Below are 26054 nucleotides of genomic sequence, written 5' to 3' on the forward strand. Positions count from 1 at the left end.
GATTTATTTGTTGTTTTCCGGCTTCTTATAAGGCGTGACGTAGCATTCGCTGATGGTGGTGGAATGACTTTCCATCTGCGTGATGATGTAGCCTTTATCGGTCAGCGCCACTGAACTGTAGGGCGTTTCATTATTTTTATCTGAAATCACGTCTTCAAAAGACTGAATGATTTTGGCTTTTTCACTGGCGCGCGTCGGATCATCCATCCCGTCGACCCGGATCATCGCCTGTTTAAACTGATTACGGAATCCTGTTTTCCCCGCCTTGCTTTCAATCACGGCCTTGATGTTCACCGTGATGTCATTACCGAGCAGAAATAAGGTGTTGCTCTGATAAACCAGCACATTCTTGCGTTTCGAAACCACGAAGCCGTTCTCGATAACTTTCATTTTGCTGTTGTTGGCGTAAGTCACATCATCCAGGCAAATGGTTTTATCGCCGACCTTAAACTGGCTGAACCGCGCTTTGATTTCTTTCGGCGTAGATGCCGCCTGCGAGCAGAGCGGTGCAAGCAGCAAAAGAGGTAAGAGCCATGACTTCATAGGAGTTTCCTGAACAGGTGCTGAATCAGCCGACATAACAGCAGTATAGGGAGACGTGCGCAGGATGCGAACGTTTATCTTTGCGGGGTACTCTTTTACCTGACCGGGCGACACAAACTGTTTTCTGCGCTATGTTTTTCTTCCTTTGTTTTATTTCTTTCAGGAGTTTGCCATGAGCCAGCCTTCGCTGATTTTGTATTCCGATGCCAATTTTTTCAGCCCATACGTGATGTCTGCTTTTGTCGCGCTGACCGAAAAAGGCATTCCCTTTGAACTGGAAAAGGTAGATCTGGCTAACGCGGAAAACCTGAAGGAAAATTATTCGGCGATTTCCGTCACCCGCCGCGTACCGACATTAACCAATGGCACGTTTGTGTTATCCGAGTCCTCTGCGATTGATGAATATGTCGAAGAGTTGTTCCCTGCGCCCACGTTCCCGGCCATTTACCCGGCTGACCCTGAAAACCGCGCCAAGGCCCGTGAAGTACAGGCATGGCTGCGCAGCGATCTGATGCCTATTCGCGAAGAGCGTTCAACGGAAGTGGTGTTTGCCGGTGCGAAACGTCCGGCGCTCAGTGCAAGCGGACAGCAGGCGGCTGAAAAATTGTATGCCGCCGCAGCGTTTTTACTGGGCGACAAAGAATATTTATTTGGCGAATGGTGTATTGCGGACGTGGATCTGGCGCTGATGCTTAATCGTCTGCATCTGAACGGCGATCCGCTGCCGGAGAAACTGGCCGCTTACGCAGAGGCGCAATGGCAGCGGCCATCGGTGAAGGAATGGCTGGCGCTTTCAGCTTAACGTTTTTGTCAGAAAGAACCGCGTATGCGTCGAGGGCGCATCGTCCGGCGCGCGGGAATCAGGGATGTAATCCTCCAGCGCCATTTGCATGCTATAGCCCATACGTTCGTAGAAAGGCCGCGCCTGGAAACTGAACGTATCAACCAGCGAGTAACGGCAACCCCGTGCTTTGGCTTCCTCTTCCGCTTCCCTGATGAGCTGCGTGCCGACATCTTTGCCGCGCAGCGTTTCATCGACCCACAGCATCTTTATGTACATCCAGTAGCCGACGGTTTCAGCCACGATACCGGCCAGTTTCTTGCCATTCTCATCTTCCACGAAAATGCCTAACTCGCGGAAGGTCGGTTTCGGGATAAAGTTTCTGTTGAAATCCCGCAGTGCCGTTTTGATCTCCTCGAGATCGCTTTCGGTCGGGGCATGGGTGAGACGAGTCTTCATGACATTTTTCCTTTTTCCGTTAACGTTTTGTCGTAGCGAGGCGAACTGCAAAAGCGATAAACACGGTGCCGGTGAGCCGGTCCAGCGTTCTGACCACTGCCGGACGGCGCAACCAGCGCGACAGCGGGCGGGTGGCCGAAATCATGGTGACCGACCATAACGTCCCGATCACCGCATGCATGGCGGCGAGGCCGAAAATGTACGGCCCGACCGGGTAGCCGGTGGCGACGAACTGCGGCAGGAAAGAGACATAAAACACACCGACTTTCGGGTTAAGCACGTTGCCAAAAAGGCCTTTAACGAACGGCGAGTTCCCGATGCGTAAGGATGTGCGGCGGCTTTGCGGCGCATCCATGTTCATTTCGTTGCGGGGGTTGAACAACATCTGCAGGCCGAGCCAGGCCAGATACGCGGCACCGATCCATTTCAAGACATTGAAGGCGATTTCAGAGGCAGCGAGCACGGCGCCAAGGCCAAGTGCTACCATCGCGCCCCAGACCAGACAACCGGTGCTGATGCCAAAAGCGGTGGACAGCGCCTTTTTACTGCCCTGACTGGCGGCAGTGCGCAGCACCAGTGCGGTATCGAGACCGGGGGTGAGGGTTAAAATGCCAGCGGCAAGCGCGTAAGAAAGCAGGGATTCGGTAACGGTCATTGGCTTTTCCTGATGAGCGAAAAAACCAGAATAGTGAAGCGGACGGCAGAGATGCAATCGCGAATTTAAATGAAATTCGGCATAAAAATACTGGCAAATAAAAAAGCCTGTGGAAGTCGGGCTTCCACAGGCTTTTCAGAGGGTTTTCTCGCAGACGATTATTTGTAGATTTCAGCGTCAGCGTGCAGTTTGTTGTTCCCGGTCACGGAGATGATGCGGTAAGAAGAGGCACCGGCATCTTTCGCTTGTTGTGAAAGTTTCGCTTCCAGGCCACTGATAGAGGTGGAGTTGGCGGCGGAAATCACCCCAATTTTCTGCATGTCACTTGATGGCTGAGTAATCTGCTGAGCCGCGAAGCTGCCGAAAGAAATCAGGGAAAGGGTTGCAGCTACAGCAAAAATTTTGACGTTTTTCATGATGATTTATCCATTCAGGTTATGAGAGTGAAAGGTGGTTGCCTTTCGATGAATGTATAATAGGCGTGATACCCGGAGATGAAAAACGGATTGATTTGAGTATCTTGTTCAAAATATTTGGTCTACTTTTTACGCGATTTTACGTGCGAATGCGGGTAGCTGACGAAACCGCATTCGTGCTGACACAGCCTGAAACTGCCTTAGGTTTCTCTGCATTTCTTCCCTTCCTGCTGATTTTGGGCGGTTTTGTAGAAAGGGTGCTAGACTTTATCTGCAGTTCAAGAAGAGGGCGTTCGTGCAAAACACACGTTCTGCTCGCAGAGCCTGAAACGTTCTGCTCTTGTTTGGCTAATTTGGCTGAACAATATTCACGGTAACGGAAATTTATTCGGAGGAGTCGAAAATGGGAATTTTATCCTGGATTATCTTTGGTCTGATTGCAGGTATTCTGGCGAAATGGATCATGCCGGGCAAAGATGGCGGCGGATTCATTCTGACCGTAGTCCTGGGTGTTGTAGGTGCCGTTGTGGGTGGTTATATCAGTACTTTCTTCGGTTTTGGTCGCGTAGACGGATTCAACTTCGGCAGCTTCGTGGTCGCCGTGATTGGTGCGATCGTCGTACTGTTTATCTACCGTAAAGTCAGAAGCTAAGGTGTCGACCTTAGGTTGAGATGTGAAAAGCCGCGCAAGTCGCGGCTTTTTTGTGTCTGTTAATCACTCTACCGGCGACGTCGGCAACCGTACGATGTCCTTGATTATCATTACCCATCCAGTAAACGCCTTCCTTCGCCCAGAACGGCCCTTCGATAAAGTCGAGCAGGTCGGAATACTCTTCGTAAAATTGTTTACCGTCGCGGTTGTAGACACGCATATAGCCGGAATAATGCCCGCCGTCGCCCGGCATGGTCATGCGCGGAATAAATTCGAAAGTTTTATACTCGCGCACCACATACTGTTTGTTCGGGCTCCATTGCTCGGAGACGAGTTTCCCTTGTTTCCACCACTGATGGCCTGCGGCGATCACCGCCAACAGCACCGCCAGCATGATCCAGCGCTTGCGCTGACGCATCAGAGCTTCCTGACTTTTGATTTTGGGCATTAACGTAACTCTGTATTTTTACGCGGACGTCCGCCTTTTTTACCATTTTCCCGGCTGGCACTGGCTTTAACGGCGCTGCGCATGGCACCGTTAATTGAGGCAACAATTTTCTGTAAGTCGCTGGCATCAAAAAGAATTTTTGCAAGTAATCCCGGCAGGTAAATATCCACATTACAGGCCGGAATACGCAGTGCTTTGCTGAAACCATCGACTGCTGCGGTGTTCAGTTGTTCCTGCGTCGCGTGCTGAAGTTCTTCAATCAAATCAATGTTAATAAGATACCCGACGCCGTTGCCGTGCATGATCATAAAGGCATGTTGTTCAGGACGGTATTCGACCGAAACAGGGCGGGAAGGGTCATTAGCCGTTTGCTCCCCGCGCTTTAACGCCGCATCAAATCGTGTCATTGGTGCCATGGATCTTCTCCCATTCAGCATTGAGCGTGACGATATTTGCTTCTAAGTAACGAAACAAAGCTTTGATCTCCGCGAACGTGGCGACACCATAAATTTCCATTGTGTCGTAGTTAAGTGAAACTCTGTCAAAAGCCATTTTGATTCTTTGGTCGCCGCGTTGTAAATGAACATGGCGCGGCAGGTGATCATGGCTGTAAACCATAATCAACTATCCTGAAAAGCGGAGAATTGTGGGCATGAGTTTATCCATAAACCTAGCAGTTAGGTTTATGGTAGACCTGAAGGGATGAATTAGCGAGCGTTACTTTATCAGGGACTAAATCGCCACCAGCCCGCGCACGCCTTCCGCCTCCATTTCTGTCCCGCGCCCGCGTTTCACAATGCTGCCGCGCGACATCACCAGATAGCTGTCGGCCAGTTCGGCGGCGAAATCGTAGAATTGTTCGACCAGCAGGATTGCCATGTCACCGCGGGCGGCGAGCTGTTTGATCACCGCACCGATTTCCTTAATCACCGACGGCTGAATGCCTTCGGTCGGTTCGTCGAGGATCAGGAGATTCGGTTTGCAGGCCAGCGCACGGCCAATCGCCAGTTGTTGCTGCTGGCCGCCGGACAAATCACCGCCGCGGCGATGCTTCATTTCCAGCAAGATCGGGAACAGATGGTAGATTTCATCCGGCACCTGTTTAGCATTGCTGCCGGAAAAACGCGACAGCCCCATCAGCAGATTTTCTTCCACGGTCAGACGCGGAAAAATTTCGCGTCCCTGCGGGACATAGGCAATGCCCGCCTGTACACGCTGGTGCGGTTTTCGGGAATTGATCACCTGATCCTGCCAGGTGATGGTGCCGGATTTCGCCGGTATCAGCCCCATCAGGCATTTGAGCAGCGTGGTTTTTCCGACGCCATTACGCCCGAGCAGGCACGTCACTTCGCCGATTTTTGCCTCAAAAGACAGGCCGCGCAGAATGTGGCTGCCGCCGTAAAACTGATTCAGTTCATTTACCTGCAACATAATGCGACTCCTCAGCGCCCTAAATACACGTCGATAACCTGCTCGTTGGCCTGCACTTCACGCAGCGAGCCTTCAGCCAGTACCTGACCCTGATGCAGTACGGTGACGTGGTCAGCGATGGTTTCCACAAACCCCATATCGTGCTCGACCACCATCAGCGAATGCCTGCCAGCCAGTTGTTTGAACAGTTCTGCGGTGTATTCGGTTTCGGCATCGGTCATGCCTGCCGCCGGTTCATCGAGCAGTAACAGATGCGGTTCCTGCACCAGCAACATACCGATTTCCAGAAACTGTTTCTGACCGTGCGAAAGCAGGCCCGCCGGTCGGTGGCGCTCAGCGGCGAGGCGCAGCGTGCCAAGCATTTCATCGATACGGTCACGCTGCTCGCTGTTCATTTTTGCGCGCAGACACGCCCATACCGATTTATTGGTTTTCTGCGCGATTTCCAGATTTTCGAATACCGTCAGCGCTTCAAATACCGTCGGTTTCTGGAATTTCCGCCCGATGCCTGACTGCGCAATTTGCACCGGATCCAGTTTCGTCAGATCGGTACGCTGGTCGTAAAAAACACGGCCACTTTGCGGTCGGGTTTTGCCGGTGATCACGTCCATCAGCGTGGTTTTCCCCGCGCCGTTCGGGCCGATCACGCAGCGTAATTCGCCGACGCCGATGTTCAGCGACAAATTGGTCAGCGCCTTAAACCCGTCAAAGCTGACGTTGATGTTTTCCAGTTGCAAAATCGGGTCAGTTTGTTCGCGGTGCCGGTCCGCCCGCTGCGGTTGGGTAAACAGGTCTTCGGTCATGGTCATCAGGATTTCCTCTTGCGCAGCAGGCCAATCACGCCTTGCGGCAGGAACAGTGTCACCAGAATAAACATGCCGCCGAGCACAAATTGCCAGTATTCGGGAATGGCGACGGTGAACCAGCTTTTCGCGCCATTCACGATGCCTGCGCCAATAACCGGGCCGATCAGCGTGCCGCGTCCGCCGAGTGCCACCCAGATGGCGGCTTCGATAGAGTTGGTCGGCGACATTTCACCCGGGTTGATAATCCCGACCTGCGGCACGTACAGCGCACCCGCCAGACCGCACAGCATGGCGGAAATCGTCCAGACGAACAGCTTGAAACCTTTCGGATCGTAACCGCAGAAAATCAGCCGGTTCTCAGCGTCACGCACTGCCGTCAGCACGCGGCCATATTTACTTCTCGCCAGCGCAAAGCCCAGCGCCAGACTGGCGACCAGCACCAGAACCGTGGCTAAAAATAATCCCACGCGGGTGCCGGTGGCGGTGACCGGAAAGCCGAGCAGGGTGGTAAAACCGGTGAAACCGTTATTGCCGCCAAAACCGGTTTCATTGCGGAAAAACAGCAACATACCGGCGTACGTCAGCGCCTGCGTCATGATCGAAAAGTACACGCCTTTGATTTTAGAGCGGAAGGCGAAATAGCCGAACACAAACGCCAGCGCGCCGGGCACCAGCACAATCAGGCACAGCGCCCAGGCGAAATGCTGCGTACCTGCCCAGAACCACGGCAACTCGGTCCACGACAGAAACGACATAAAATCCGGCAATCCGCTGCCTGCGGCCTGCCGCATTAAATACATGCCCATCGCATAACCGCCGAGGGCGAAAAACAGCCCGTGGCCGAGCGACAGCAAACCGGCATAACCCCAGACCAGATCGAGCGCGATCGCCACGATCGCATAACAGAGGATCTTGCCGATCAGCGTCAGCGTGTACGTGGAGATCGCCAGCGGATTACCGGCGGGCAACAGCGCCAGAAACGGCATCACAATCAGGAAGATGAGCACCAGCGTGCCCACCGAAATCGCAATCTTAGGCGCTTTTTGTACGCCGGTAATCGTCAGAGGCTGGCTCATCAGTCAATCACCCTGCCTTTGAAGGCGAAGAGTCCCTGAGGACGTTTCTGAATAAACAGGATAATCAGCGCGAGGATCAGGATTTTCCCCAGTACTGCGCCGATTTCCGGCTCAAGAATTTTGTTCACGATGCCCAGACCAAAGGCCGCCACCACGGTGCCCGCCAGTTGTCCGACACCGCCAAGTACCACCACCAGGAAGGAGTCGATGATGTAGCCCTGACCGAGTTCCGGGCCGACGTTACTGAGCTGCGATAATGCCACGCCACCTAAACCGGCAATGCCGGAACCGAGGCCGAACGCCAGCATATCGACGCGCCCGGTGGGCACCCCACAGCAGGCCGCCATGGCGCGGTTCTGGGTGACGGCGCGTACGTTCATGCCCAGCCGGGTTTTATTGAGCAGCAGCCAGGTCAGGCCGAGCACCAGCAACACGAAGATGATCACCGCGATGCGGTTGTACGGCAGCACCAGATTCGGCAGCAACTGAATACCGCCGGAGAGCCAGCCGGGATTCGCCACTTCGACGTTCTGCGCACCAAACAGCATACGTACGCCCTGAATAAGGATCAGGCTGATGCCCCAGGTCGCCAGCAGCGTTTCCAGCGGACGACCGTATAAATGGCGGATGACCGTGCGCTCCAGTGCCATGCCAATCCCCGCCGTAATGAAAAAGGCCACCGGCAGTGCCACCAGCGGATACAGCGCCAGCAGGCCAGGGGCATAGTGCTGAAACAGCGACTGCACCATGTAAGTCGAGTAAGAGCCGAGCATTAACATCTCGCCGTGTGCCATGTTAATCACACCCAGCAAACCGTATGTGATCGCCAGTCCGAGTGCGGCCAGCAGCAGAATCGAGCCGAGCGATAAGCCGGTAAACGCCTGACCCAGTAAATCGCCAATCATCAGGCGATGCTGCACCGCTTTCAGGCTGGCGAGCGCGGCATTACGCACCGTGGCATCAGGCTCGGTTTTCGGATCCGTCAGGCTTTGCAGGCGGCCCTGAGTATCCGGATCGCCCGACGTGCCGAGCAGTTCAACGGCTTTCAGGCGCACCTGCGGACTGGCATCAGCCAGTTGTAAATTTGCCAGCGCGATGGAAAGGGCGTCGTGAACGGTGCTGTCTTTTTCCCGTTCAAGACGACGGGTCAGCAGCGGCAACTGATCGGCCTGCGCTTCGCGCTGTAAGGCTTTGGCGGCCTGTAAACGGACCGCGCTGTCGGTGCTCACCAGACGGTGTGCGGAAAGCGCATTGGCAATCAGAATACGCAGGCGGTTGTTCAGCCAGACTTTTTTGGTGTCACCCTGCGGTTTAACGTCGCCTTCCAGCGGCGTCAGTTGATCGCCATTTTGCGCAAACGCATGTTTTGCTTCGTCGATGACGACGTTTTCCTGCTTCAGTGCCTCGAGCAGTGGCAGCCTTTCCGGCTGCGGGTCTGCCGCCCATTGCTGTAATAACGTGGCCTGCTGGCTGCGGCTGGCGGCAGCAAAGTCATTCGCCGCACCCGCCTCTGCCAGCAACGGAAGGCAACAAAGCAGGAAAAGCAGTGATCGGATGAGGATTCTCATAATGTTCTCGCCGCATAAAGTTGATGCTGGTTTGCTCCTCCCCCTGCGAAGGGGGAGGCGGGGAGGGGGTTTTGCAAACAACACAGTTGCCATTAATACCCCACCCCAGCCCTCCCCTTCGCAAGAAGGAGCTAAAGCAATCAGTTAGTCGTTTTTACCGGGGTATCTGGCTTTTTATCGTTACCCGCGATGTACGGGCTCCACGGCTGGGCGCGGATTGGTTTGTCGGTCTGCCAGACCACGTTGAACTGACCGTTGGATTCGATTTCGCCGATCATTACCGGTTTGTGCAGGTGATGATTGGTTTTATCCATGGTCAGCGTGAAGCCGGACGGCGCCGCGAAGGTCTGTCCGGCCATCGCGGCGCGGACTTTATCCACATCCGTCGTACCGGCTTTTTCCACCGCCTGCGCCCACATATGGATGCCGACATAGGTCGCCTCCATCGGGTCGTTGGTCACCGCGTTATCGGAGTTTGGCAGTTTGTGCGCCTTCGCATAAGCCTTCCATTCAGCCACGAATTTCTTGTTGGTCGGGTTATCAACCGACTGGAAGTAGTTCCACGCCGCAAGGTCACCGACCAGCGGTTTGGTGTCGATACCGCGCAGTTCTTCTTCACCGACCGAGAACGCCACCACCGGCACATCCGTCGCTTTCACGCCCTGATTCGCCAGCTCTTTGTAGAACGGCACGTTGGAATCGCCGTTGATGGTGGAGATCACCGCAGTTTTGCCGCCAGCGGAGAATTTCTTAATGTTGGAAACGATGGTCTGATAATCGCTGTAACCGAACGGCGTATAGACTTCTTCGATGTCGCTGTCTTTCACGCCTTTGGAATGCAGGAAGGCGCGCAGAATTTTGTTGGTGGTACGCGGATAGACATAATCGGTGCCGAGCAGGAAGAAGCGTTTGGCCGCACCGCCGTCTTCACTCATCAGGTATTCCACCGCCGGGATCGCCTGTTGGTTAGGCGCGGCACCGGTGTAGAACACGTTTGGCGACATTTCTTCGCCTTCGTACTGCACCGGATAGAACAGCAGGCCGTTCAGTTCTTCAAACACCGGCAGCACAGATTTACGCGACACCGACGTCCAGCAACCAAACACCACCGCGACTTTATCCTGCGTCAGCAACTGGCGGGCTTTCTCAGCGAACAGCGGCCAGTTGGAGGCCGGATCGACCACCACCGGCTCGAGCTTTTTGCCGAGCACGCCACCTTTGGCGTTGATGTCGTCAATGGTCATCAGCGCGATGTCTTTCAGCGGAGTTTCTGAAATGGCCATGGTGCCGGAAAGCGAATGCATAATACCGACTTTGATGGTCTCGGCTGCCTGCGCGCTCCAGGCTAAGCCCATGCTGACTACGGTAGCGGAAAGAGCAAAGGCTTTAATAAAACGTCGACGTTGCATAGATGTACCCTCTGAAGAAAAGTTAAGAGAACGCTGGTATGTAGAAAGTCGAAAAAACATTTAAAAAAGTCATGACGGGTTGCCCTCGTCACTCTCCGCCCTGGCCCGGTGCAACATGTGCAGAGTAATTTTGCGTACCTCGGCCTTACTGACGGCAATATGATCGTGTAACTGGCGCTGTGCCTCCTCGGTTTGTTGTTGGATGATGGCGAGCAAAATGCTCGCGTGTTCTTTATAGGTGGCGTTAACCCGCTCACCTTTGGTGAAATCCAGCCGCCGGATGATGCGGATTTTCTCCGTCAGCTCGCGGTGGATTCGCGCCATTTCGGCATTACCCGCCGCGGCCACCAGCGTCATGTGAAACTCCTCGTCATAACGCGAGACCACCTGACCATCTTGCAGTTGCGGCTGATCGATCCAGAACGCTTTCAGTTCAGCCAGTTGTAAGGGCTGAGCGGCTGGCGGCAACGCACACAGACGTTTCACCGCTTCCAGTTCCAGCACGATACGCAGATCGTACAACTGCTCGAAAAAGTCGAAATCGAACGGGCGAACCTGCCAGCCACTGCGGAAAAACACTTCGACATAGCCTTCATGTTCCAGCCAGAACAGCGCCTGACGGACCGGTGTGCGGCTGACTTCCATGCGGTCAGCGATGTCGTTTTCGCTGAACCGGTCACCGGGCAGCAGGCGGAAGCTGAAAATGTCGTCTTTCAGCTGCTGATAAATGCGTTCCGCCAGCCCTTCCGGGCGGCTTTTACTGCGTGAAGATTTAGGTCCCGTGAGTTGCATGAAATATTCCCTGTTGTTCCCGATAGTTTTAAACGGCTGTGTCCAGCCACAACAACGCATCACCTGGCCCGACCGGACGGCCTTGCTGGCAACTGATTTTCAGGACGGTACCGGCGCACGGCGCGTTCACCGACAGTTCCATTTTCATGGCTTCGACGACGATCAGCGGCTGGCCTTCTTCGACCTGCTGGCCCGGCTGTACCAGGATTTTCCAGACGTTGCCGTTAAGGTCAGCGCTGACTAAATGGCCGTCCTGATCCGCGTCGTCTTCCTCTAACTGCACGGCATTGGCTGCTGCTTCCACCGCGGCGCTTTCAGCCTCATGCCAGTGCGCCACTTCGCGGGTAAAAGCGTCGGTTTGCCGGGTGCGGAAATCAGCAATGTCGGCGGCGTTGTCGGCGAGAAATTGCGTATAGTGCGCAAAATCAAATTCCGTCTCTTCGATGCGGATTTGCGCCCGTCCTTCGCGGAAGGCTTCGCGCTGAATGTCCAGCTCGGCTTCGGTGACTTCATAGAACCGCACCTGATCGAAGAAGTGCAGTAGCCACGGCTCGCCGTTTTTAAACTGCTCATTTTTCAGGAACTTGTTCCAGATCGGCAGCGTGCGCCCGACCAGCTGATAGCCGCCCGGCGAATCCATGCCATAAATGCACATGTACATGCCGCCGATACCGACCGTGCCTTCGGCGGTAAACGTGCGCGCCGGGTTGTATTTGGAGCTCAGCAGGCGATGGCGCGGATCGACCGGCACCGCGCACGGTGCGCCGAGATACACATCCCCCAGCCCGAGGATCAGATAGCTGGCGTCAAAAATGATGTTTTTCACATCTTCACGGCTCGCCAGCCCGTTGGTGCGCTGGATGAAATCGACGTTATTGGGCAGCCACGGTGCTTCTGCGCGCACGGTTTGCTGATAGCGTTCGACCGCGCCGAGCGTGGCGGAATCTTCAAACGCCATCGGCATGTGCACGATACGGGTCGGGATTTTGAGCTGGCTGACATCGGCCAGGCTGTTTTCCAGCGTCAGTAAATGTTGCAGCAGCGCCGTCTGATGCAGCACACGGCTGTCGTAGCGGATTTGCAGCGAACGCACGCCCGGTGACAGTTCCTCAATGCCCTGCTGACCGGCGGCTTTGATGGCGTTCATCAGCAGATAAATGCGCATGCGTACCGCCAGATCCAGCACGTTATCGCCGTACTCAATCAGCACGTAGCCGTCGCCCGCCTGACGGTATTCCACCGAAGGGCGTTCTGCCGTGGCCGGTAATGCCGCAAGAATGGTGGCGGATGCGGTGGTGTCCGGCAGCAGGGATGGCACCGGCAGCGCCATCGCGTTGACTGGCATCAGCGAATCGAGCGTGCCTTGTTGCGCCCGTTCCAGCGCCTGCGCCTGTTCAAAACTGATCGGATGGAAACGGATTTTATCGCCCGGTTTCACCTGTCCGACTTTCCACAGTTCGGCTTTGGCGATGGTTACCGGGCAGACGAAACCGCCGAGGCTTGGCCCGTCGCGGGTCAGAATCACCGGGAAATCGCCGGTGAAATTAATCGCGCCGATGGCGTATTCGCAGTCATGCACGTTCGACGGATGCAGACCGGCTTCGCCGCCGTCCTGCCGCGCCCATTGCGGTTTCGGACCGACCAGCCGCACGCCGAGACGGTTGGAGTTGTAGTGCACCTGCCATTCTGCGGCGAAGAACGTGTCGATGGCGTCTTTGGTGAAGAAATCCGGCGCACCGTGCGGCCCGTAAAGCACGCCGATATTCCAGATGTCGCCGTAAGGCGGCACGATATTTTCGGCTGCCTGCGGTAAACCGACCGGCGCGGGCGTGGTGCAGGCCGCGAGTTCCGGCTGTGAAACAGTCAGCATATCGGCGACGCGTAACGTGCGACCGGCGTGCCCGCCAAACTGCCCGAGTGCAAAGGTCGACCGGCTGCCGAGATACACCGGCACGTCGAAACCGTTACGCACGGCGAGATAGGTGCGGCAACCCTGTGTGGCGCGGCCAAGTGTCAGTGTCTGACCGGCTTTCACATCCACCGGCTGCCAGTAAGAAACAGCTTCGTCATCAAGCGTTGCCGGGCAGCGTGCGCCGGTCAGTGCGATAACGGCGTCGCAATGGAAACGCAGTGTGGGTCCCTGCAACGTGAATTCCAGACCGGCGGCATCCGGATGATTGCCGACAATGCGGTTGGCGAGACGGAAGGCAAAATCGTCCATCGGGCCGGACGGCGGTACGCCGATATCCCAGTAACCGAGACGTCCCGGATAATCCTGCACACTGCTGTAAGTGCCGGGCGCGATCACTTCGATGGCGTTGGGCGAGTAGTCAAAACTGTCGAGCATGCGCGTCCACATTTTGGCGTCGCGAAACACCGGCGTGGCGACGACCTGACGCAGATAATCAATGTTGGTAGCGATACCGTGCAGGCGGGTGGCGGCCAGTGCGACGGACATTTTCGCCAGTGCGTCCTGCCGGTCGGTGCCATGCACAATCAGCTTGGCGATCATCGGGTCGTAAAACGCCGACACTTCACTGCCGGTAGAGACCCAGCCATCGACGCGGACGTCTTCGGGGAAAAACACTTCGGTCAGCACGCCGGGGCTTGGCTGGAAATTCTTCAGCGGATCTTCTGCGTAAATACGCACTTCCATCGATGCGCCCTGCGGGGCTTTTTCCATTGCTGGCCAGTCCGTCGATTCACCGGCGGCGACGTTCAGCATGCATTCGATCAAGTCCAGACCGGTGACCATTTCGGTGACCGGATGCTCAACCTGCAAACGGGTGTTTACTTCGAGAAAATAAAATTCGTCGCGCGCGGCGTCATAGATAAATTCAACCGTACCGGCGCTGCGGTAGTTCACCGATTCGCCGAGCTGCACGGCGGCGCGATGCAATGCTTCGCGGCTGGTCTGCGGCAGATCCGGCGCAGGGGTTTCTTCCACCACTTTCTGATTGCGGCGTTGCAACGAACAGTCACGCTCGCCGAGGGCCACCACGCGACCTTTGCCGTCGCCAAAAATCTGCACTTCAACGTGGCGGGCGCGATCGACAAAGCGTTCCAGAAACACACCGGCATCACGGAAAAACTGCTCGCCGAGACGTTTCACGCTGTCCCATGCGGCACGCAATGCCTCTTCGTTATCACAGCGCGTCAGACCAATGCCCCCGCCGCCTGCGGTGCTTTTCAGCATGATGGGATAACCAATTTCTGCGGCAGCTTTCACCGCGTCATCAATGCTGTCGAGCAAACCGGTGCCCGGCGTCATCGGCACATTCGCGGCACCGGCTAATTCGCGGGCGCGGTGCTTGAGGCCAAACTCGCGGATTTGTCCGGCGGTCGGGCCGATAAACGCAATGCCCGCTGCTTCGCAGGCATCGGCGAACTCTGCGCTTTCGGATAAAAAGCCGTACCCCGGATAAATTGCCTGCGCGCCGGTTTCTTTTGCGGCGGCCAGAATTTTGTCGATCATCAGGTAGCTTTCGCTGGCCTTTTCGCCGCCCAGCGCGATGGCGATATCCGCCTGTGTGACGTGCGGGGCATTGCGGTCAGCGTCGGAATATACCGCGACGCTGGTGACGCCCAGACGTTTCAGCGTGCGGATCGCACGGCAGGCGATTTCGCCACGGTTAGCAATTAAAACGGTGGTAAACATGTGCGTTCCTCAGCTTTTTACCGGTGATGAATTCAGACTCTGGATGTAACTTCTCCAGCCGCCAAACGCGGTGATATCCGTGGCTCCGCCAGTCGCCCATGGCTCGCAGATAAAGCCTTTCACGATGCGGCCATCGGCCAGTTCGAGAGAACCGATCCCCAGCGGTGCCGGGATTTCAGCGACGAATTCCCCAAAGCGCGCCAGCGGGATATCCCACAATTCGACGATAATTGCGCTGCCGCTCTCAGCCCGCACCAGCCCCGGCTTCGGCGGTTTAGTGTTGGCGAGGGCGAAGAGTTTGTAGGTGGCAGCAGTGGTGGTTTGTTCGACGCGTACCGCGTGGCGGCTGGTGAGCTGGAAATTCAGCGGCATGCCGGTCAGATGAGCGCCGACCACGGCAACGCGCACGCTGGCGGCACTGACCGGCGCGGATGTCATGAATTCTTCAGGTTTCATCGTAAGCCCGGTCGCGCCAAGCGGCAGGCTCAGGCTGCGCTGCCACTGACGCCCAAAACTGGCCAGTGCGTCGTCATGCCAGGCCGGAGCGATCAGCGTGATCCCGGCGGGCAGGCCGTCGGCGCGCAGGCTGCAAGGCAGCGCCAGCGCCGACAAATCCGCCAGATTAGTGAAGTTGGTATAAATACCGAACTGTGAGTTGTAGAGCACCGGTTCCCGAACCAGCTCTTCCTGGGTGCGGATGGTCGGCGACGTCGGCACTACCAGCGCGTCAAACCCTTCCAGTGCCAGATTAATTTTGCGCGCCAGCTCCGCCCGTAAATATTCGGCGCGCCAGGCATCGCAGGCGGTGTAGTTCAGGCCATTGGCGACAATCCCGCGTACGACCGGATCCATCGCTTCCGGGCTTTCTTCAAAAATTTCGCCGACCGCCACGGTGCGTTCCGCCACCCACGCGCCGTAATACAACTGCTCAGCCAGTTCGCGGAACGGCGTGAAATCAATCGTTTCCAGCGTGACGCCATGGTGGCGCAGTCGATCCAGCGCCTCACTGAAAGCGGCCTGTGCCAGATCGTCCCCAAAAAATTCCAGACGGTCAGGCATGGCGATGCGCGGTTGTGCGGAAAAAGCCACCGGCGCGGTATGCGGGTTTTTACGCGAATAGGCATCGGCGGCGTCATATCCGCCTGCTGCATGGGCCACGGTTTGGGCATCGGCGACGGTCAGGGCGAAAATCGAGACGGCATCGTTGAGGCGACAGGCCGGAACCACACCGGTATTCGACAGCCAGCCTTTGGTCGGTTTCAGCCCGACAACATTGTTAAAGCCCGCCGGAACGCGACCGGAACCGGCGGTGTCGGTGCCCAGCGAAAACGCCACCAGACCGCGGGCCAGAACGGAAGCCGAACCCGAGCTGGAGCCGCCACTGACGTAATCAGGATTGAACGTATTGCGCACCGCGCCGTACGGCGAGCGGGTGCCGACCAGGCCGGTGGCGAACTGATCGAGATTAGTTTTGCCAATCACCACCGCGCCTTTGGCTTTCAGATTGGCGATGACGGTGGCATCCGCTTCTGCGGTATAAGCAAACGCAGGGCAGGCCGCCGTGGTCGGCCAGCCAGCGATATCCATATTGTCTTTGACGGCGAACGGCACGCCAAACAGCGGCAGGGCGCTCAGGGAGCCTTCAGCCTGATCGCGCAGGGTTTCAAGACGGGTGATTTGTGCTTCAAGCTGTTCTGCCGTGGCGAGATAAATCCAGGCATTGTCTGTGTCACTCAGGCTCCCCAACACCAGGGAAAGCGTAGTGCGCAGGCTGTCGGGCGCACTGCGGTAATGCTGCTGCCATTCCCGCAGGGTAAAACCGCGAAAAGGTGATGCGACTGTTTCTGAAGCTGAAGCCATATTGTGAATCCCATCTGGTATACAAGATTGAATTCATCTAAGCAAAGCCTGTGCCACATCATTATCTATTGATATTGTTGGGTTTATGTTTTGTTGTATGACCGGTCTGTATATTTGTTGCACCACGGACGGAATGCAACTGAACAAAAATGGGGCGAAAATTTGCGCGATGGCTCGCATCAAAAAGATAAATCTGGCTCAGTAGAGGTATCGGTATATAGTTGTATGAACCGATGATTTATTATTATTTGCAGAAAGGCTGGCAGGGATATGTCTAAAGAAACTATCGACCATTCAACATTAATTTGTCTGACAGAAGCTGGCGCGGTCAGCCAGCTCAGCGTGGTCGCACAACAGGGAGGGTGGATAATAATGATCAGATACGGCGAACATCAGCGGACCCTTATCGCACAACGTAGCGGTAAAGTGCGGGTTTTCAAGCGCTTCGACACGCTGGCGGCTTATTTAAAAGACATGGGCATAAACCAGTTCGAAGTGGATATTACCGACTATGATCCTGTAGGGAGCGGTAAAGGAACTCGCCCCGACCGGTCGGCAGCGCTAAAAAGGGCGCATGAAGCTGCCGCGATGGATGAAGCCACCTATGATCTGTGGTTCAGGAAACGGGTTCAGGAATCACTGGATGATCCGCGCCCCGTCATTCCTCACGAACAAGTGAAGGCTGAGTTTGCAGCCCGGAAAGCCGCGTTACTTAAGGAACAGGAAAAGTAACGAATGACCAAAATGCTGGTATGGAAACCACACGCGCAGGATGATCGCGAGCATATATTCAGTTATGTCGCGGGTGAGAATCCTCATGCCGCTATTGAGCTGGATGATGATTTTGATGCCGCAGCAGAGCGCATTTTACTAAGTCCCGACATGTATGCAGCAGGACGCGTTACCGGAACCAGAGAATGTATTATCCGTAAGCATTTCAGGATGGTATATCGCGTGACTGACACCGAAATTCAAATCATCAGGCTGGTGCATAGCGCTCAGCATTGGCCAGAGGAAACCCCTATTTAATGCAACTTCGTCATCTCTCTGAACGCCTGAAAAAGCTGTTACTGGCGCTGGTTCTGGTGATTATCACGCTTTTGGCTGTGCGTACTTATGACGCCTTACAAGGGCCGCCGCTTGAACCGTGGCACAAACTGGTGCCGGACGAACTGAGTACGGAGCAACTGGATAAGAGCGACTGGCTGGCGTATCTGCGCGCGGAGCAGCAGGCGTTTGTTGAAGTGAAGCAGCAGGTGACGGACAAACTCGACAGAGAAGATCGTATTCCGCTTAACCGCTATTACGATCGCAGCCCGATTTATCCCGAGCATTTTGCACAGGACTGGAACCGCTCTTATGAGCTGATGCCCGACGGTAAGCCAGCCGGTGCAGTGGTGCTGTTACACGGTCTGACCGATTCCCCTTACAGCCTGCGGCATATTGCGCAGGATTATCGTCGCCGCGGATTTGTGGTTGTCGGTATCCGCCTGCCCGGTCACGGCACCGTGCCCGGCGGCCTGACGCGGGTGGACTGGGAACAGTGGCTGGCGGCAACGCGGCTGGCGGTACGTGAGGCGCGTCGCGCAGCCGGGACAGATGTACCGCTGCAACTGGTGGGTTTCTCCAACGGCGGGGCGCTGGCGATGAAATACACGCTGGATTCCCTTGATGACCCTGCGCTGGCGAAACCTTCGCGTGTGGTGCTGATTTCCCCGATGATTGGCGTGACCAGTTTTGCGCGCTTTGCCGGATATGCGGGCTGGCCGGCAATTTTCCCGGCCTTTGCCAAAACCGCCTGGCTGAACCTGATGCCGGAATTTAATCCGTTTAAATACAATTCTTTTCCGGTGAAAGCCGCCCGTCAGTCCTATCTGCTCACCCATGTTTTGCAGCAGCAGATCAGCAAGGATGCGCAATCCGGCAAGCTGGCGCAGTTGCCACCGTTGCTGGCGTTTCAGTCGGTTGTTGACTCCACCGTCAGTTCCCGCGCCGTGGTGACGGCGTTGTTTAATCAGCTTCCCGCCAATGGCAGCCAGCTGGTTCTGTTTGATATCAACCGCAGTGCCTATGTCGGCCCGCTGCTGCGTCCTTCCTCTGAAACAGCAGCAGAGCGCCTGTTGCCTGCGCCCCCGCGCGCTTATCAGACGACGGTTATCACCAATGCCTCGCCGGACGATGCCGCCGCTGTCGCGAAAACCACTGCGGCGGGGCAAAACAGCACGTCAGTTACGCCACTCGGCCTGAATTATCCGTCGGAATTCTATTCGCTGTCGCATGTTTCGCTGCCTTTTCCGACGGACGATTCGCTGTACGGGCGCAATCCGCAAGGTCCGGCGCAGTTTGGCATCCGGCTGGGAACACTGGCTGCCCGTGGAGAAAATGGCGCGCTGGTAGTGAGCATGGATCAACTGATGCGGGTTTCATCCAATCCGTTTTATCCGTATATGTTGCAGCGAATTGAAGGTTTCTGATTTCTGCTGATTAAATTCACGGAAATAGCTTGCGATAATATCGTGCACTATATATATTGGCGGCATGAACATGAAAACAGACAGCGACCCAACACAACACCGCATGCTGCATCTGGATCAACAGATGTGTTTCGCGCTTTACTCTGCGAATCTGGCACTGCATAAAGTTTACCGTAAGTTACTCGGGGAACTCGGGCTCACTTATCCGCAATATCTGGTGATGCTGGTGCTGTGGCAACGTGATGAAGTCACGGTGTCTGAAATCGGCGAAAAACTGTTTCTGGATTCGGCGACCTTAACGCCGCTGTTAAAGCGTCTTGAAGCGGCAGGTTTACTGGTGCGTCAGCGCGCCAAAGCAGATGAACGCCAGGTGATTATTTCCCTGACTGATGCGGGTAAGGCGCTACGTGAAAAAGCACAGGACATTCCCGAAGCCATTGTGTGTGCGACGGAATGTGATATCGGCGAACTCGTGGCGCTGAAACAGCAGCTCGAAGTATTACGGGCTAAACTTCAGGATAAAGCGTAGCGCTGATTGTCTTAAGAGTGTTAACCAGACGAGTCCGAAGGTGCTTCTGCGGGTCGTCAGGTAAAGTTAATTAAGTAGTGTGCGATTAAATCGTTTGAAGCTAATAAGTATTTATCACAGATAAGGAACGAAATATGTCTATTGAAAAAGTTGTGTATCGTGCTCATGCATCCGCTACCGGTGGCCGTGATGGCCGTGCGACTTCCGATGACGGCGTTCTTGACGTCAAACTGGGCGTACCAAAAGAGATGGGCGGCATGGGTGGCGGTACCAACCCTGAGCAACTGTTTGCCGCCGGTTATTCCGCGTGTTTCCTCGGCGCACTGAAAGCCGTGGCCGCGCAGGAAAAAATTAAGATCCCTGCTGACGCTAAAATCGAAGGTGCGGTAGGCATTGGTGCTATCCCGGGCGGCTATGGCATCGAAGTACAGCTGGATATTACCCTGCCGGGCTTTGAGCGCAGCGAAGCCGAAGCACTGGTGGCGAAAGCGCATCAGGTTTGCCCGTACTCCAACGCGACCCGTGGCAATATCGACGTCACGCTGAACGTTAAATAATGTTCTGATACACAACGCCTTCACCAGGGGAATGTTGTGATGTATAAAAGCAAAAAATCTCAGGAGGCTTCGGCCTCCTTTTTGCATTGCCAGCGCGTATCCACAGACCAACAGAAAATATTCGGAAAGAAAATACGACGTCGCTGCGCATGCGGAATAATCCAGAAAGCTGCATAAAACCGCATTCTCAGCATAATCTGTGAACCAGTCCGCCATAAACATGTCACAATGATTCCAAATCTTTCAAAATACGTTAGGAAAGTCACTTTTCATGAATAGAGTGAAGACTCTATCGCAGCAAAATATCTCTTTATTGTTAGCGATTTACATTGGCATTTTTCTGAATGTCTCTGTGTTCCAGCGCCGCTTTGCTGCATTGGTCAATCATTTCACGTCGGCTGAACTGGTTCAGGCCGTCACCGAAGTCTGTGCCATCGTCTTATTTACCTTCTTTGTTCTGCGCTTGCTCTCGCTGGGCGGGCGGCTGTTCTTCCGCATTATCGCCAGTTTGCTGGTGCTGATTTCCGTTGCCGCCAGTTATTACATGGTGATGTTCAACGTGGTGATCGGCTACGGCATCGTGGTGTCGGTGATGACCACCGATATCGATCTGAGCAAAGAGATCGTTGGTTATCACCTGTTTATCTGGATGGCGCTGGTCAGCGCGGTACCGCTGTTCCTCATCTGGAAAAATAATCTGCGTCTGACATTGATCGAACAAATGAAAACGCCGGGGCAGCGTGTGCTGCCTTTAGCGGTGCTGCTGGCGGCGGCATTGCTGGTGTGGTTGCCGCTGCGTTCTCTGGATCACGCGCAGAGTGTGAATGAGAAGAAAACTAACGTCGATTTGCCAAGCTACGGCGGTGTTGTCGCGCACTCCTATCTGCCGTCTAACTGGCTGGCTGCACTGGGTTTGTATGCCTATACGCAGGTGGATGAAAGTCAGGATGCCGGTAATTACTTTGATCCGGCGAAGAACTTCACTTACGTTGCACCTGCTGACATCGACGATACCTACGTGGTGTTTATCATCGGTGAAACCACCCGCTGGGATCATATGGGGATTTTGGGCTACGAGCGGGATACCACACCGCGCCTGTCCAAAGAGAAGAACCTGGTGGCGTTTCGCGGGACATCCTGCGATACGGCCACCAAGTTGTCACTGCGTTGTATGTTCGTGCGTGAAGGCGGTACGGCGGATAATCCGCAGCGTACGCTGAAAGAACAGAATATTTTTGCGGTGATGAAATCACTGGGCTTCACCTCAGAGCTGTTCGCGATGCAAAGCGAGCTGTGGTTCTACAATAATGCTGACACCAATAATTTCTCCTTCCGTGAAATTATCGCCTCGGAAAAACGCAACGATGGCAAGCCGGTCGATGACATGTTGCTGGTCAATGAGTTAGAGCAATCACTGAAAACACATCCGAAAGGCAAGCATCTGGTGATCCTGCATACCAAAGGCTCGCACTATCTGTATTCCCAGCGTTATCCGCGCAGTTACGCCCGCTATACCCCGGAATGTAAGAGCAACACTTGCACCAAAGCGGAACTGATTAATGCCTTCGATAACAGCGTGTTGTACACCGATACCTTTATTGACAGCGTAATTGATCAACTGCGTGATAAGAAAGCGCTGGTGTTTTACGCTTCCGATCACGGCGAATCTATCGATGAGAACTCGCATCTGCACGGTACGCCGCGCGAGATGGCACCACCGGAGCAGTTCCGCGTGCCGATGATGGTGTGGGCTTCTGACAGTTTCCTCGAACAACCGGACCACAAGCTGGCGTTTGAGCAGTTGCAGGCGCAGCAGCGGGTCGGTGCGAAGAAACGTCACGTTGAGTTATTCGATTCGATTTTAGGCTGTCTGGGTTATACGTCGCCGGACGGTGGTATTAATCCGGCGAATAACTGGTGTGCAAAACCGCAGACAGAACAGAAGCTGTAGGTTATTTTGGCGGCGTATCGGATAATTTATGGGCAGTCAGTTCGGATGTTATAAAAAGCCGTTGACGCTCTGAGGGGGTCGCAGTAAGATGCGCCCCATTCGGCGAGTAGCGCAGCTTGGTAGCGCAACTGGTTTGGGACCAGTGGGTCGGAGGTTCGAATCCTCTCTCGCCGACCACATTTGAAAAACCTGCTTTTAAAGCAGGTTTTTTTTCGTCTGTAGTAAAAGAGGATGAGAACCTCCGAAGGAGGTTTGAGCCGAGCGAAGCGAGACCACGTTGCTTTAGCAACGGCCCGCAGGGCAAGCATCGAAGATGCGTGTCATCCTCTCTCGCCGACCACATTTGAAAAACCTGCTTTTAAAGCAGGTTTTTTTTCGTCTGTAGTAAAAGAGGATGAGAACCTCCGAAGGAGGTTTGAGCCGAGCGAAGCGAGACCACGTTGCTTTAGCAACGGCCCGCAGGGCAAGCATCGAAGATGCGCGTCATCCTCTCTCGCCGACCACATTTGAAAAACCTGCTTTTTAAAGCAGGTTTTTTTTCGTCTGTAAAAAGCCCGCGGCCTTCTGGTTGCGGGCTTTTTGCTTTGTGGCGTGTATGAGGGAGACTAAGGTAATTCTTCCGCCGCTACCTTCCCTGACGCCTCGCAAAGTGCCTGCCAGTTGTCTGGCGGTTCACCGCTTTTCAACATCTTGCGAAACATCCGGTATGCGTCTGTTTTGCTTTCGTAGGCGCGTAATTCTTTATCATCATTCACCCAGGCGTAAATAATGATCCGGCTTTTCAGGTTGTAGCGGAAAAACAAACGGTACTGCTGGAAGAATTTTGCCCTGAACCAGTGTGAGAATTCCCCGCCTAACGTATCGCCCTGACGGAATTCAACACGCGCCGGATCCTGCGGGATAACGTCAAACATCAGCTTATTGATCGCAGCCAGCCGTTTGGTGGCGTTCTTACTTTTATAGCCCGCCGGATCTTTGCGGCGCAGTAAAACAACCTGATCAGTGAGTGCCTGTATTTGTTGCAGGATCAGAGGATGAGCGAGAAGGGTCCATCCGTTAATCTCCATGGCCTGATTGTGCATAATCCTTTACTCGTCATCGTCAGAAAGCGGGCTCTCAAGATCGATAGCCATCCCGGCGGTCAGTACATTGATTTTTTCATGCAGGGATAATGTTACCGGCTGCATATTTTCCGGGTTATTGAGCATATCTTTTGCCACAAAACCGAGAAAGGCACTGATAACAGGGTCTTCCGCTTCTTCGAGTTGCCTCGAAATAACCACCTGCCCGTCTGGCAAAATCTTGTACTGGATCCGATCATTTTCGGTGAGATTTAATGCCTTACGGATAGTGGCCGGAATGGTGGTCTGGAAGCGGCGGGTGACTTTGGATTCGGCTTCGAATTTTATTCCCCATAGTGCCGAGGCTGACATAATGAGACTCCATAATGATGCTTATTTGAGCAATTTTGTCAGCGTAATGCATTTGCATTGCCAATGCAAATGCATTGCTTTTTACTTCATCATCTTCACATCGCCTTTGCGGTGATTTTTATGATCCTGATAGAAATTCTCATGCGAATCCAGGCTCAGAAGATACAGTTCAATTTTCTCTTCACGCCAGCAATAACCCAGCAAAGCCTGCTGCTTTTCCAGCGGAAATTTATGCACCCTCAGGTAACTGAGATCGCCTTTCTTGAGTTCCCTGAGCCGCGAGAATAGGCGTTGCCTCACACGTAAGAAAGGGGCATTTTCGCCGGATTTTCATCCCTGCGAGGCATCACGTAAAAATGTCCGGCACGCCGTTTTTCCTGCAATCAACCCTGCGCACCGTCCCGCAAAGATTCACCCAACAACGGGGCTAAAAAACCTAAATCCTCCTGCTCCTCAAGCCGGTTGAGCTGACGAAAAAGGTCGCTGGCGTTGCTCATCGTGGTGCAACAATCAGTGAATTTTCGCAGTCTGTCGGCGTCACTGAACGGCTCGCTGTTGCTGCCTTTCGCCAGTTTGCGGGCTGCCTGTAACGTGCGGCCATCGCGCAGGGTAAGCGTTACTTCATGTGTCAGGCGATCGCCCGGCGGTGTTTCTGCTTCCTGTTCCGGCGTATAGCAGCGCAGGGATATGCGCGCCAGACGTGCCGGTTCAGTGAGTTCTGCGACCCGCGCTGGCGTGAAATCAGCGACGCTCAGCGAGCCGTTGCGCAGCCAGGTATCGACGCAGTATTGCATCGAAAAGCGCGCCTGCATTTCATTGACCGGCAGCGGATACGCCAGATTGCGCAGATTGGCGATGCCAACCAGCGTATCAACGGTCAGCACGTCATCATCACTGAAATCATGCTGCGCACGCAGGTCGTCCAGGGCGTCGATAATCATGTGCGTCGAGCCGCAGCACGGGTGACGTTTGGGCATCACGCCGGTGGTTTCTATGACGTGAAGATGGGTGCCCAAAATAGCCGGAATATTCCAGCCCGGCGGCGTCAGGCCGCCAAACATTTCCAGAAAGCCCTGCGGCGCGTCCAGAATATCAATGCGTCCCTGCATGTGTTGCCGGGCAAAATTCGCCGCGTCAACTGCATTACGGGCAGCCCATCCTGCGTGCAGCGGTTTGATCGGCGTGCCGAACTGACCTTTGGTGCCGGAGGCAAAACTGACGGCATTGCTTAACGCTTTGGCGATACCTGCCTGATCTAATCCCATCAGCCAGGCGACACCTGCCGCACTGCCGATGCAGCCGACGGTCGAGGTGCCGTGCCAGCCCGCAGTGTAATGCGAAGGCGCGACGCCGGAACCGACAAACGCCTGCGCCTGCAAACCGATCAGATAGGCTTTCACCAGTTGTTCGCCACTGGCATGGATATCATCAGCGACCGCCAGCAGCGCCGGAACCAGCACCGCAGACGCATGGCTCATGCCCGGCGCGAAGTTGTCGTCATAATCGATGGCGTGCGCGGCCGTGCCGTTGACCATCGCGGCGATGGCCGCAGGTGCGCGTCCGCCACCGGCTAAACGGCAACGGGCTTGCGGGGTAAAATAGCTTTCGCTGGCGGCACGCACGGCACGACTGGAGAAATCATCCTGTCCGGCGTACAGGCAGGCCAGCGTATCGGTGATCGCTTCCCGGGCTTTGCGGCGCGCGGTGGTGCTGAAATCAGGCTGGCTGCAACACCAGCGGGCAATGGCTTCAATCACATTCATGATGTTTCCTTCAACGGCTTCAGTGGCGGCTGGCAGCAAGAAATTGTTGGGTATAAGGCTCGCGGGCCGCGCCGCTGCGGATTTCGGCGGCGGTCAGTTCTTCCAGCAGTTTTCCCTGATGCATGATGGCGACGCGGTCGCACAGGTGCGCGACCACCGCCAGATCATGCGTCACCATCAGATAGGTCAGGTTGCGTTCGCGGCGCAGTTTTTTCAGCAGATTGAGGATTTCCGCCTGCACTGACACATCCAGTGCGGATGTAGGTTCATCAAGCAGCAGCACCTGCGGTTCAATGATCAGCGCCCGTGCCAGTGCCACACGCTGGCGCTGACCGCCCGAAAGCTGATGCGGATAGCGGTAACGAAAGGCATCGCTCAGGCCAAGCGCATTCAGCACGTCGCTGATGCGTGCCTCCCGCCGGTCCATGCCGTGGATCACCAGCGGTTCCAGCAGCGTGTGGTAGACCATTTTGCGCGGATGCAGCGAGGCATACGGATCCTGAAACACCATTTGTACCTGCCGGTAATAGTCTTTATTGCGCACCGGATGTTGTTCGCGGTTCTGATACAAAATCGCGCCGCTGTAATGGGTGTTCTGGCCGGTCAGCGTGCGCAGAATGGTCGATTTTCCGCAGCCTGACTCGCCAATCAGCCCGTAACTTTCGCCTCTGGCGATGTGCATTGTGACGCTATCGACCACGGTTTTGCTGTGAGTGCCTTTGCCGAAAGCGATGCTCAGATCGACGGTTTCGAGCATCCGGTCAGCGGTCAGCGGCGGCGTGGGATTCATGAA

28 protein-coding genes, 1 tRNA gene and 2 other RNA genes are annotated in these 26054 nt (G+C 55.1%); 11 read left to right on the forward strand and 20 right to left on the reverse strand.

Annotation, left to right across the window (positions count from 1 at the left end):
* Positions 1 to 3: 3 nt before the first annotated feature.
* On the reverse strand, positions 4 to 543 hold the full coding sequence (locus LC431_RS15335) for a hypothetical protein (protein WP_013573412.1): 540 nt from the start codon (positions 541 to 543) through the stop codon (positions 4 to 6).
* 172 nt (positions 544 to 715) lie between these two features.
* Here LC431_RS15335 and yfcF point away from each other — a divergent pair, with 172 nt between their 5' ends.
* Positions 716 to 1345 (forward strand): glutathione transferase, encoded by a 630-nt coding sequence (gene yfcF, locus LC431_RS15340; protein WP_013573413.1) that lies wholly within the window; start codon positions 716 to 718, stop codon positions 1343 to 1345.
* On the opposite strand, the gene LC431_RS15345 is transcribed toward yfcF, so the two are convergent.
* From LC431_RS15345 to LC431_RS15355, 3 genes are all read right to left on the reverse strand, one after another.
* Positions 1337 to 1783 (reverse strand): GNAT family N-acetyltransferase, encoded by a 447-nt coding sequence (locus LC431_RS15345; protein WP_014411441.1) that lies wholly within the window; start codon positions 1781 to 1783, stop codon positions 1337 to 1339. The two genes, yfcF and LC431_RS15345, sit on opposite strands and share 9 nt — an antisense overlap.
* Before the next feature lie 19 nt (positions 1784 to 1802).
* Entirely contained in the window at positions 1803 to 2438 is a 636-nt protein-coding gene (locus LC431_RS15350; RefSeq protein ID WP_223510052.1) for a LysE family translocator, read from the reverse strand.
* A 158-nt stretch (positions 2439 to 2596) separates the two neighbouring features.
* Positions 2597 to 2854, reverse strand: a complete 258-nt coding sequence (locus LC431_RS15355; RefSeq protein WP_013573416.1) for a YdgH/BhsA/McbA-like domain containing protein — start codon at positions 2852 to 2854, stop codon at positions 2597 to 2599.
* A gap of 403 nt (positions 2855 to 3257) precedes the next feature.
* Here LC431_RS15355 and LC431_RS15360 point away from each other — a divergent pair, with 403 nt between their 5' ends.
* Complete coding sequence (locus LC431_RS15360; RefSeq protein ID WP_013573417.1) at positions 3258 to 3506, forward strand: GlsB/YeaQ/YmgE family stress response membrane protein; 249 nt, start codon at positions 3258 to 3260, stop codon at positions 3504 to 3506.
* 10 nt (positions 3507 to 3516) lie between these two features.
* Here the strand turns inward: LC431_RS15360 and LC431_RS15365 are convergent, their stop codons facing one another.
* The 11 genes from LC431_RS15365 to atzF form a co-directional block, all read right to left on the reverse strand.
* Positions 3517 to 3924, reverse strand: coding sequence for a hypothetical protein (locus tag LC431_RS15365; RefSeq protein WP_223510053.1), 408 nt, complete (start codon positions 3922 to 3924; stop codon positions 3517 to 3519).
* A gap of 29 nt (positions 3925 to 3953) precedes the next feature.
* Positions 3954 to 4370 carry a DUF2442 domain-containing protein gene (locus LC431_RS15370; protein ID WP_013573419.1) on the reverse strand — a complete coding sequence of 139 codons (417 nt, stop codon included), beginning with the start codon at positions 4368 to 4370 and terminating at the stop codon, positions 3954 to 3956.
* Positions 4348 to 4572 carry a hypothetical protein gene (locus LC431_RS15375; protein ID WP_223510054.1) on the reverse strand — a complete coding sequence of 75 codons (225 nt, stop codon included), beginning with the start codon at positions 4570 to 4572 and terminating at the stop codon, positions 4348 to 4350. Before LC431_RS15375 ends, LC431_RS15370 begins: the two co-directional genes overlap by 23 nt.
* Positions 4573 to 4686: 114 nt before the next feature.
* Positions 4687 to 5385 carry an urea ABC transporter ATP-binding subunit UrtE gene (urtE, locus tag LC431_RS15380; protein WP_013573420.1) on the reverse strand — a complete coding sequence of 233 codons (699 nt, stop codon included), beginning with the start codon at positions 5383 to 5385 and terminating at the stop codon, positions 4687 to 4689.
* A gap of 11 nt (positions 5386 to 5396) precedes the next feature.
* The gene (urtD, locus tag LC431_RS15385; protein ID WP_013573421.1) at positions 5397 to 6194 is read right to left on the reverse strand and encodes an urea ABC transporter ATP-binding protein UrtD; all 798 of its coding nucleotides are present in this window, start codon (positions 6192 to 6194) and stop codon (positions 5397 to 5399) included.
* Positions 6194 to 7267, reverse strand: coding sequence for an urea ABC transporter permease subunit UrtC (gene urtC, locus LC431_RS15390; RefSeq protein ID WP_112197282.1), 1074 nt, complete (start codon positions 7265 to 7267; stop codon positions 6194 to 6196). Before urtC ends, urtD begins: the two co-directional genes overlap by 1 nt.
* Positions 7267 to 8835: an urea ABC transporter permease subunit UrtB gene (gene urtB, locus LC431_RS15395; protein ID WP_119261067.1), complete on the reverse strand. Its 1569-nt coding sequence runs from the start codon at positions 8833 to 8835 to the stop codon at positions 7267 to 7269. The genes urtC and urtB overlap by 1 nt, the downstream gene beginning before the upstream one ends.
* Before the next feature lie 140 nt (positions 8836 to 8975).
* Positions 8976 to 10244 (reverse strand): urea ABC transporter substrate-binding protein, encoded by a 1269-nt coding sequence (gene urtA / locus LC431_RS15400; RefSeq protein ID WP_223510055.1) that lies wholly within the window; start codon positions 10242 to 10244, stop codon positions 8976 to 8978.
* A 69-nt stretch (positions 10245 to 10313) separates the two neighbouring features.
* Entirely contained in the window at positions 10314 to 11036 is a 723-nt protein-coding gene (locus LC431_RS15405) for a GntR family transcriptional regulator (protein ID WP_013573425.1), read from the reverse strand.
* A gap of 28 nt (positions 11037 to 11064) precedes the next feature.
* Positions 11065 to 14694, reverse strand: coding sequence for an urea carboxylase (gene uca, locus LC431_RS15410; RefSeq protein WP_223510056.1), 3630 nt, complete (start codon positions 14692 to 14694; stop codon positions 11065 to 11067).
* A gap of 9 nt (positions 14695 to 14703) precedes the next feature.
* On the reverse strand, positions 14704 to 16554 hold the full coding sequence (gene atzF, locus LC431_RS15415) for an allophanate hydrolase (RefSeq protein ID WP_013573427.1): 1851 nt from the start codon (positions 16552 to 16554) through the stop codon (positions 14704 to 14706).
* A 270-nt stretch (positions 16555 to 16824) separates the two neighbouring features.
* On the opposite strand from atzF, the gene LC431_RS15420 reads away from it, so the two are divergent.
* The 9 genes from LC431_RS15420 to LC431_RS15460 all read left to right on the forward strand — a co-directional run bounded on the left by LC431_RS15420 (position 16825) and on the right by LC431_RS15460 (position 22568).
* Positions 16825 to 17286 (forward strand): hypothetical protein, encoded by a 462-nt coding sequence (locus LC431_RS15420; protein ID WP_013573428.1) that lies wholly within the window; start codon positions 16825 to 16827, stop codon positions 17284 to 17286.
* A gap of 3 nt (positions 17287 to 17289) precedes the next feature.
* The gene (locus LC431_RS15425) at positions 17290 to 17583 is read left to right on the forward strand and encodes a type II toxin-antitoxin system mRNA interferase toxin, RelE/StbE family (protein ID WP_013573429.1); all 294 of its coding nucleotides are present in this window, start codon (positions 17290 to 17292) and stop codon (positions 17581 to 17583) included.
* The gene (locus LC431_RS15430; protein WP_013573430.1) at positions 17583 to 19028 is read left to right on the forward strand and encodes a carboxylesterase; all 1446 of its coding nucleotides are present in this window, start codon (positions 17583 to 17585) and stop codon (positions 19026 to 19028) included. Before LC431_RS15425 ends, LC431_RS15430 begins: the two co-directional genes overlap by 1 nt.
* 70 nt (positions 19029 to 19098) lie before the next feature.
* Positions 19099 to 19557 carry a MarR family winged helix-turn-helix transcriptional regulator gene (locus LC431_RS15435; protein WP_013573431.1) on the forward strand — a complete coding sequence of 153 codons (459 nt, stop codon included), beginning with the start codon at positions 19099 to 19101 and terminating at the stop codon, positions 19555 to 19557.
* A 134-nt stretch (positions 19558 to 19691) separates the two neighbouring features.
* Positions 19692 to 20114, forward strand: a complete 423-nt coding sequence (locus LC431_RS15440; RefSeq protein WP_013573432.1) for an organic hydroperoxide resistance protein — start codon at positions 19692 to 19694, stop codon at positions 20112 to 20114.
* A gap of 271 nt (positions 20115 to 20385) precedes the next feature.
* The gene (gene eptB, locus LC431_RS15445; protein WP_013573433.1) at positions 20386 to 22065 is read left to right on the forward strand and encodes a kdo(2)-lipid A phosphoethanolamine 7''-transferase; all 1680 of its coding nucleotides are present in this window, start codon (positions 20386 to 20388) and stop codon (positions 22063 to 22065) included.
* Positions 22066 to 22165: 100 nt separating this feature from the next.
* Positions 22166 to 22242 (forward strand) — tRNA-Pro (locus LC431_RS15450).
* Between the two features lie 33 nt (positions 22243 to 22275).
* A non-coding RNA gene (locus LC431_RS15455) (RtT sRNA) lies at positions 22276 to 22405 on the forward strand.
* 33 nt (positions 22406 to 22438) lie between these two features.
* A non-coding RNA gene (locus LC431_RS15460) (RtT sRNA) lies at positions 22439 to 22568 on the forward strand.
* 102 nt (positions 22569 to 22670) lie between these two features.
* On the opposite strand, the gene LC431_RS15465 is transcribed toward LC431_RS15460, so the two are convergent.
* From LC431_RS15465 to LC431_RS15485, 5 genes are all read right to left on the reverse strand, one after another.
* Positions 22671 to 23147, reverse strand: coding sequence for a type II toxin-antitoxin system YhaV family toxin (locus LC431_RS15465; protein WP_014411451.1), 477 nt, complete (start codon positions 23145 to 23147; stop codon positions 22671 to 22673).
* A 6-nt stretch (positions 23148 to 23153) separates the two neighbouring features.
* Entirely contained in the window at positions 23154 to 23498 is a 345-nt protein-coding gene (locus LC431_RS15470) for a type II toxin-antitoxin system PrlF family antitoxin (protein WP_013573435.1), read from the reverse strand.
* A gap of 81 nt (positions 23499 to 23579) precedes the next feature.
* Positions 23580 to 23798 carry a type II toxin-antitoxin system RelE/ParE family toxin gene (locus LC431_RS15475; RefSeq protein WP_112197517.1) on the reverse strand — a complete coding sequence of 73 codons (219 nt, stop codon included), beginning with the start codon at positions 23796 to 23798 and terminating at the stop codon, positions 23580 to 23582.
* An 83-nt stretch (positions 23799 to 23881) separates the two neighbouring features.
* The gene (locus LC431_RS15480) at positions 23882 to 25261 is read right to left on the reverse strand and encodes an MmgE/PrpD family protein (protein ID WP_112197518.1); all 1380 of its coding nucleotides are present in this window, start codon (positions 25259 to 25261) and stop codon (positions 23882 to 23884) included.
* Between the two features lie 19 nt (positions 25262 to 25280).
* On the reverse strand, positions 25281 to 26018 hold the full coding sequence (locus LC431_RS15485) for an ABC transporter ATP-binding protein (RefSeq protein ID WP_223510064.1): 738 nt from the start codon (positions 26016 to 26018) through the stop codon (positions 25281 to 25283).
* Positions 26019 to 26054 lie beyond the last annotated feature (36 nt).

Origin of the sequence: Rahnella sp. GSA61A (assembly GCF_019969905.1) — a bacterium.
Classification (GTDB): domain Bacteria; phylum Pseudomonadota; class Gammaproteobacteria; order Enterobacterales; family Enterobacteriaceae; genus Rahnella; species Rahnella aceris.

What these genes read in the sequence shown, in the direction of transcription:
- LC431_RS15465 (WP_014411451.1), bottom strand. Translation starts at nt 23,147, where the DNA reads ATGCACAATCAGGCCATGGAGATTAACGGATGGACCCTTCTCGCTCAT.
- urtB (WP_119261067.1), bottom strand. Translation starts at nt 8,835, where the DNA reads ATGAGAATCCTCATCCGATCACTGCTTTTCCTGCTTTGTTGCCTTCCG.
- LC431_RS15430 (WP_013573430.1), top strand. Translation starts at nt 17,583, where the DNA reads ATGCAACTTCGTCATCTCTCTGAACGCCTGAAAAAGCTGTTACTGGCG.
- atzF (WP_013573427.1), bottom strand. Translation starts at nt 16,554, where the DNA reads ATGGCTTCAGCTTCAGAAACAGTCGCATCACCTTTTCGCGGTTTTACC.
- LC431_RS15405 (WP_013573425.1), bottom strand. Translation starts at nt 11,036, where the DNA reads ATGCAACTCACGGGACCTAAATCTTCACGCAGTAAAAGCCGCCCGGAA.
- LC431_RS15425 (WP_013573429.1), top strand. Translation starts at nt 17,290, where the DNA reads ATGACCAAAATGCTGGTATGGAAACCACACGCGCAGGATGATCGCGAG.
- LC431_RS15370 (WP_013573419.1), bottom strand. Translation starts at nt 4,370, where the DNA reads ATGGCACCAATGACACGATTTGATGCGGCGTTAAAGCGCGGGGAGCAA.
- LC431_RS15470 (WP_013573435.1), bottom strand. Translation starts at nt 23,498, where the DNA reads ATGTCAGCCTCGGCACTATGGGGAATAAAATTCGAAGCCGAATCCAAA.
- urtA (WP_223510055.1), bottom strand. Translation starts at nt 10,244, where the DNA reads ATGCAACGTCGACGTTTTATTAAAGCCTTTGCTCTTTCCGCTACCGTA.
- LC431_RS15365 (WP_223510053.1), bottom strand. Translation starts at nt 3,924, where the DNA reads ATGCGTCAGCGCAAGCGCTGGATCATGCTGGCGGTGCTGTTGGCGGTG.
- LC431_RS15355 (WP_013573416.1), bottom strand. Translation starts at nt 2,854, where the DNA reads ATGAAAAACGTCAAAATTTTTGCTGTAGCTGCAACCCTTTCCCTGATT.
- urtD (WP_013573421.1), bottom strand. Translation starts at nt 6,194, where the DNA reads ATGACCATGACCGAAGACCTGTTTACCCAACCGCAGCGGGCGGACCGG.
- LC431_RS15420 (WP_013573428.1), top strand. Translation starts at nt 16,825, where the DNA reads ATGTCTAAAGAAACTATCGACCATTCAACATTAATTTGTCTGACAGAA.
- LC431_RS15480 (WP_112197518.1), bottom strand. Translation starts at nt 25,261, where the DNA reads ATGAATGTGATTGAAGCCATTGCCCGCTGGTGTTGCAGCCAGCCTGAT.
- urtE (WP_013573420.1), bottom strand. Translation starts at nt 5,385, where the DNA reads ATGTTGCAGGTAAATGAACTGAATCAGTTTTACGGCGGCAGCCACATT.
- LC431_RS15485 (WP_223510064.1), bottom strand. Translation starts at nt 26,018, where the DNA reads ATGCTCGAAACCGTCGATCTGAGCATCGCTTTCGGCAAAGGCACTCAC.
- LC431_RS15435 (WP_013573431.1), top strand. Translation starts at nt 19,099, where the DNA reads ATGAAAACAGACAGCGACCCAACACAACACCGCATGCTGCATCTGGAT.
- urtC (WP_112197282.1), bottom strand. Translation starts at nt 7,267, where the DNA reads ATGAGCCAGCCTCTGACGATTACCGGCGTACAAAAAGCGCCTAAGATT.
- LC431_RS15335 (WP_013573412.1), bottom strand. Translation starts at nt 543, where the DNA reads ATGAAGTCATGGCTCTTACCTCTTTTGCTGCTTGCACCGCTCTGCTCG.
- LC431_RS15440 (WP_013573432.1), top strand. Translation starts at nt 19,692, where the DNA reads ATGTCTATTGAAAAAGTTGTGTATCGTGCTCATGCATCCGCTACCGGT.
- eptB (WP_013573433.1), top strand. Translation starts at nt 20,386, where the DNA reads ATGAATAGAGTGAAGACTCTATCGCAGCAAAATATCTCTTTATTGTTA.
- uca (WP_223510056.1), bottom strand. Translation starts at nt 14,694, where the DNA reads ATGTTTACCACCGTTTTAATTGCTAACCGTGGCGAAATCGCCTGCCGT.
- LC431_RS15375 (WP_223510054.1), bottom strand. Translation starts at nt 4,572, where the DNA reads ATGGTTTACAGCCATGATCACCTGCCGCGCCATGTTCATTTACAACGC.
- yfcF (WP_013573413.1), top strand. Translation starts at nt 716, where the DNA reads ATGAGCCAGCCTTCGCTGATTTTGTATTCCGATGCCAATTTTTTCAGC.
- LC431_RS15345 (WP_014411441.1), bottom strand. Translation starts at nt 1,783, where the DNA reads ATGAAGACTCGTCTCACCCATGCCCCGACCGAAAGCGATCTCGAGGAG.
- LC431_RS15360 (WP_013573417.1), top strand. Translation starts at nt 3,258, where the DNA reads ATGGGAATTTTATCCTGGATTATCTTTGGTCTGATTGCAGGTATTCTG.
- LC431_RS15350 (WP_223510052.1), bottom strand. Translation starts at nt 2,438, where the DNA reads ATGACCGTTACCGAATCCCTGCTTTCTTACGCGCTTGCCGCTGGCATT.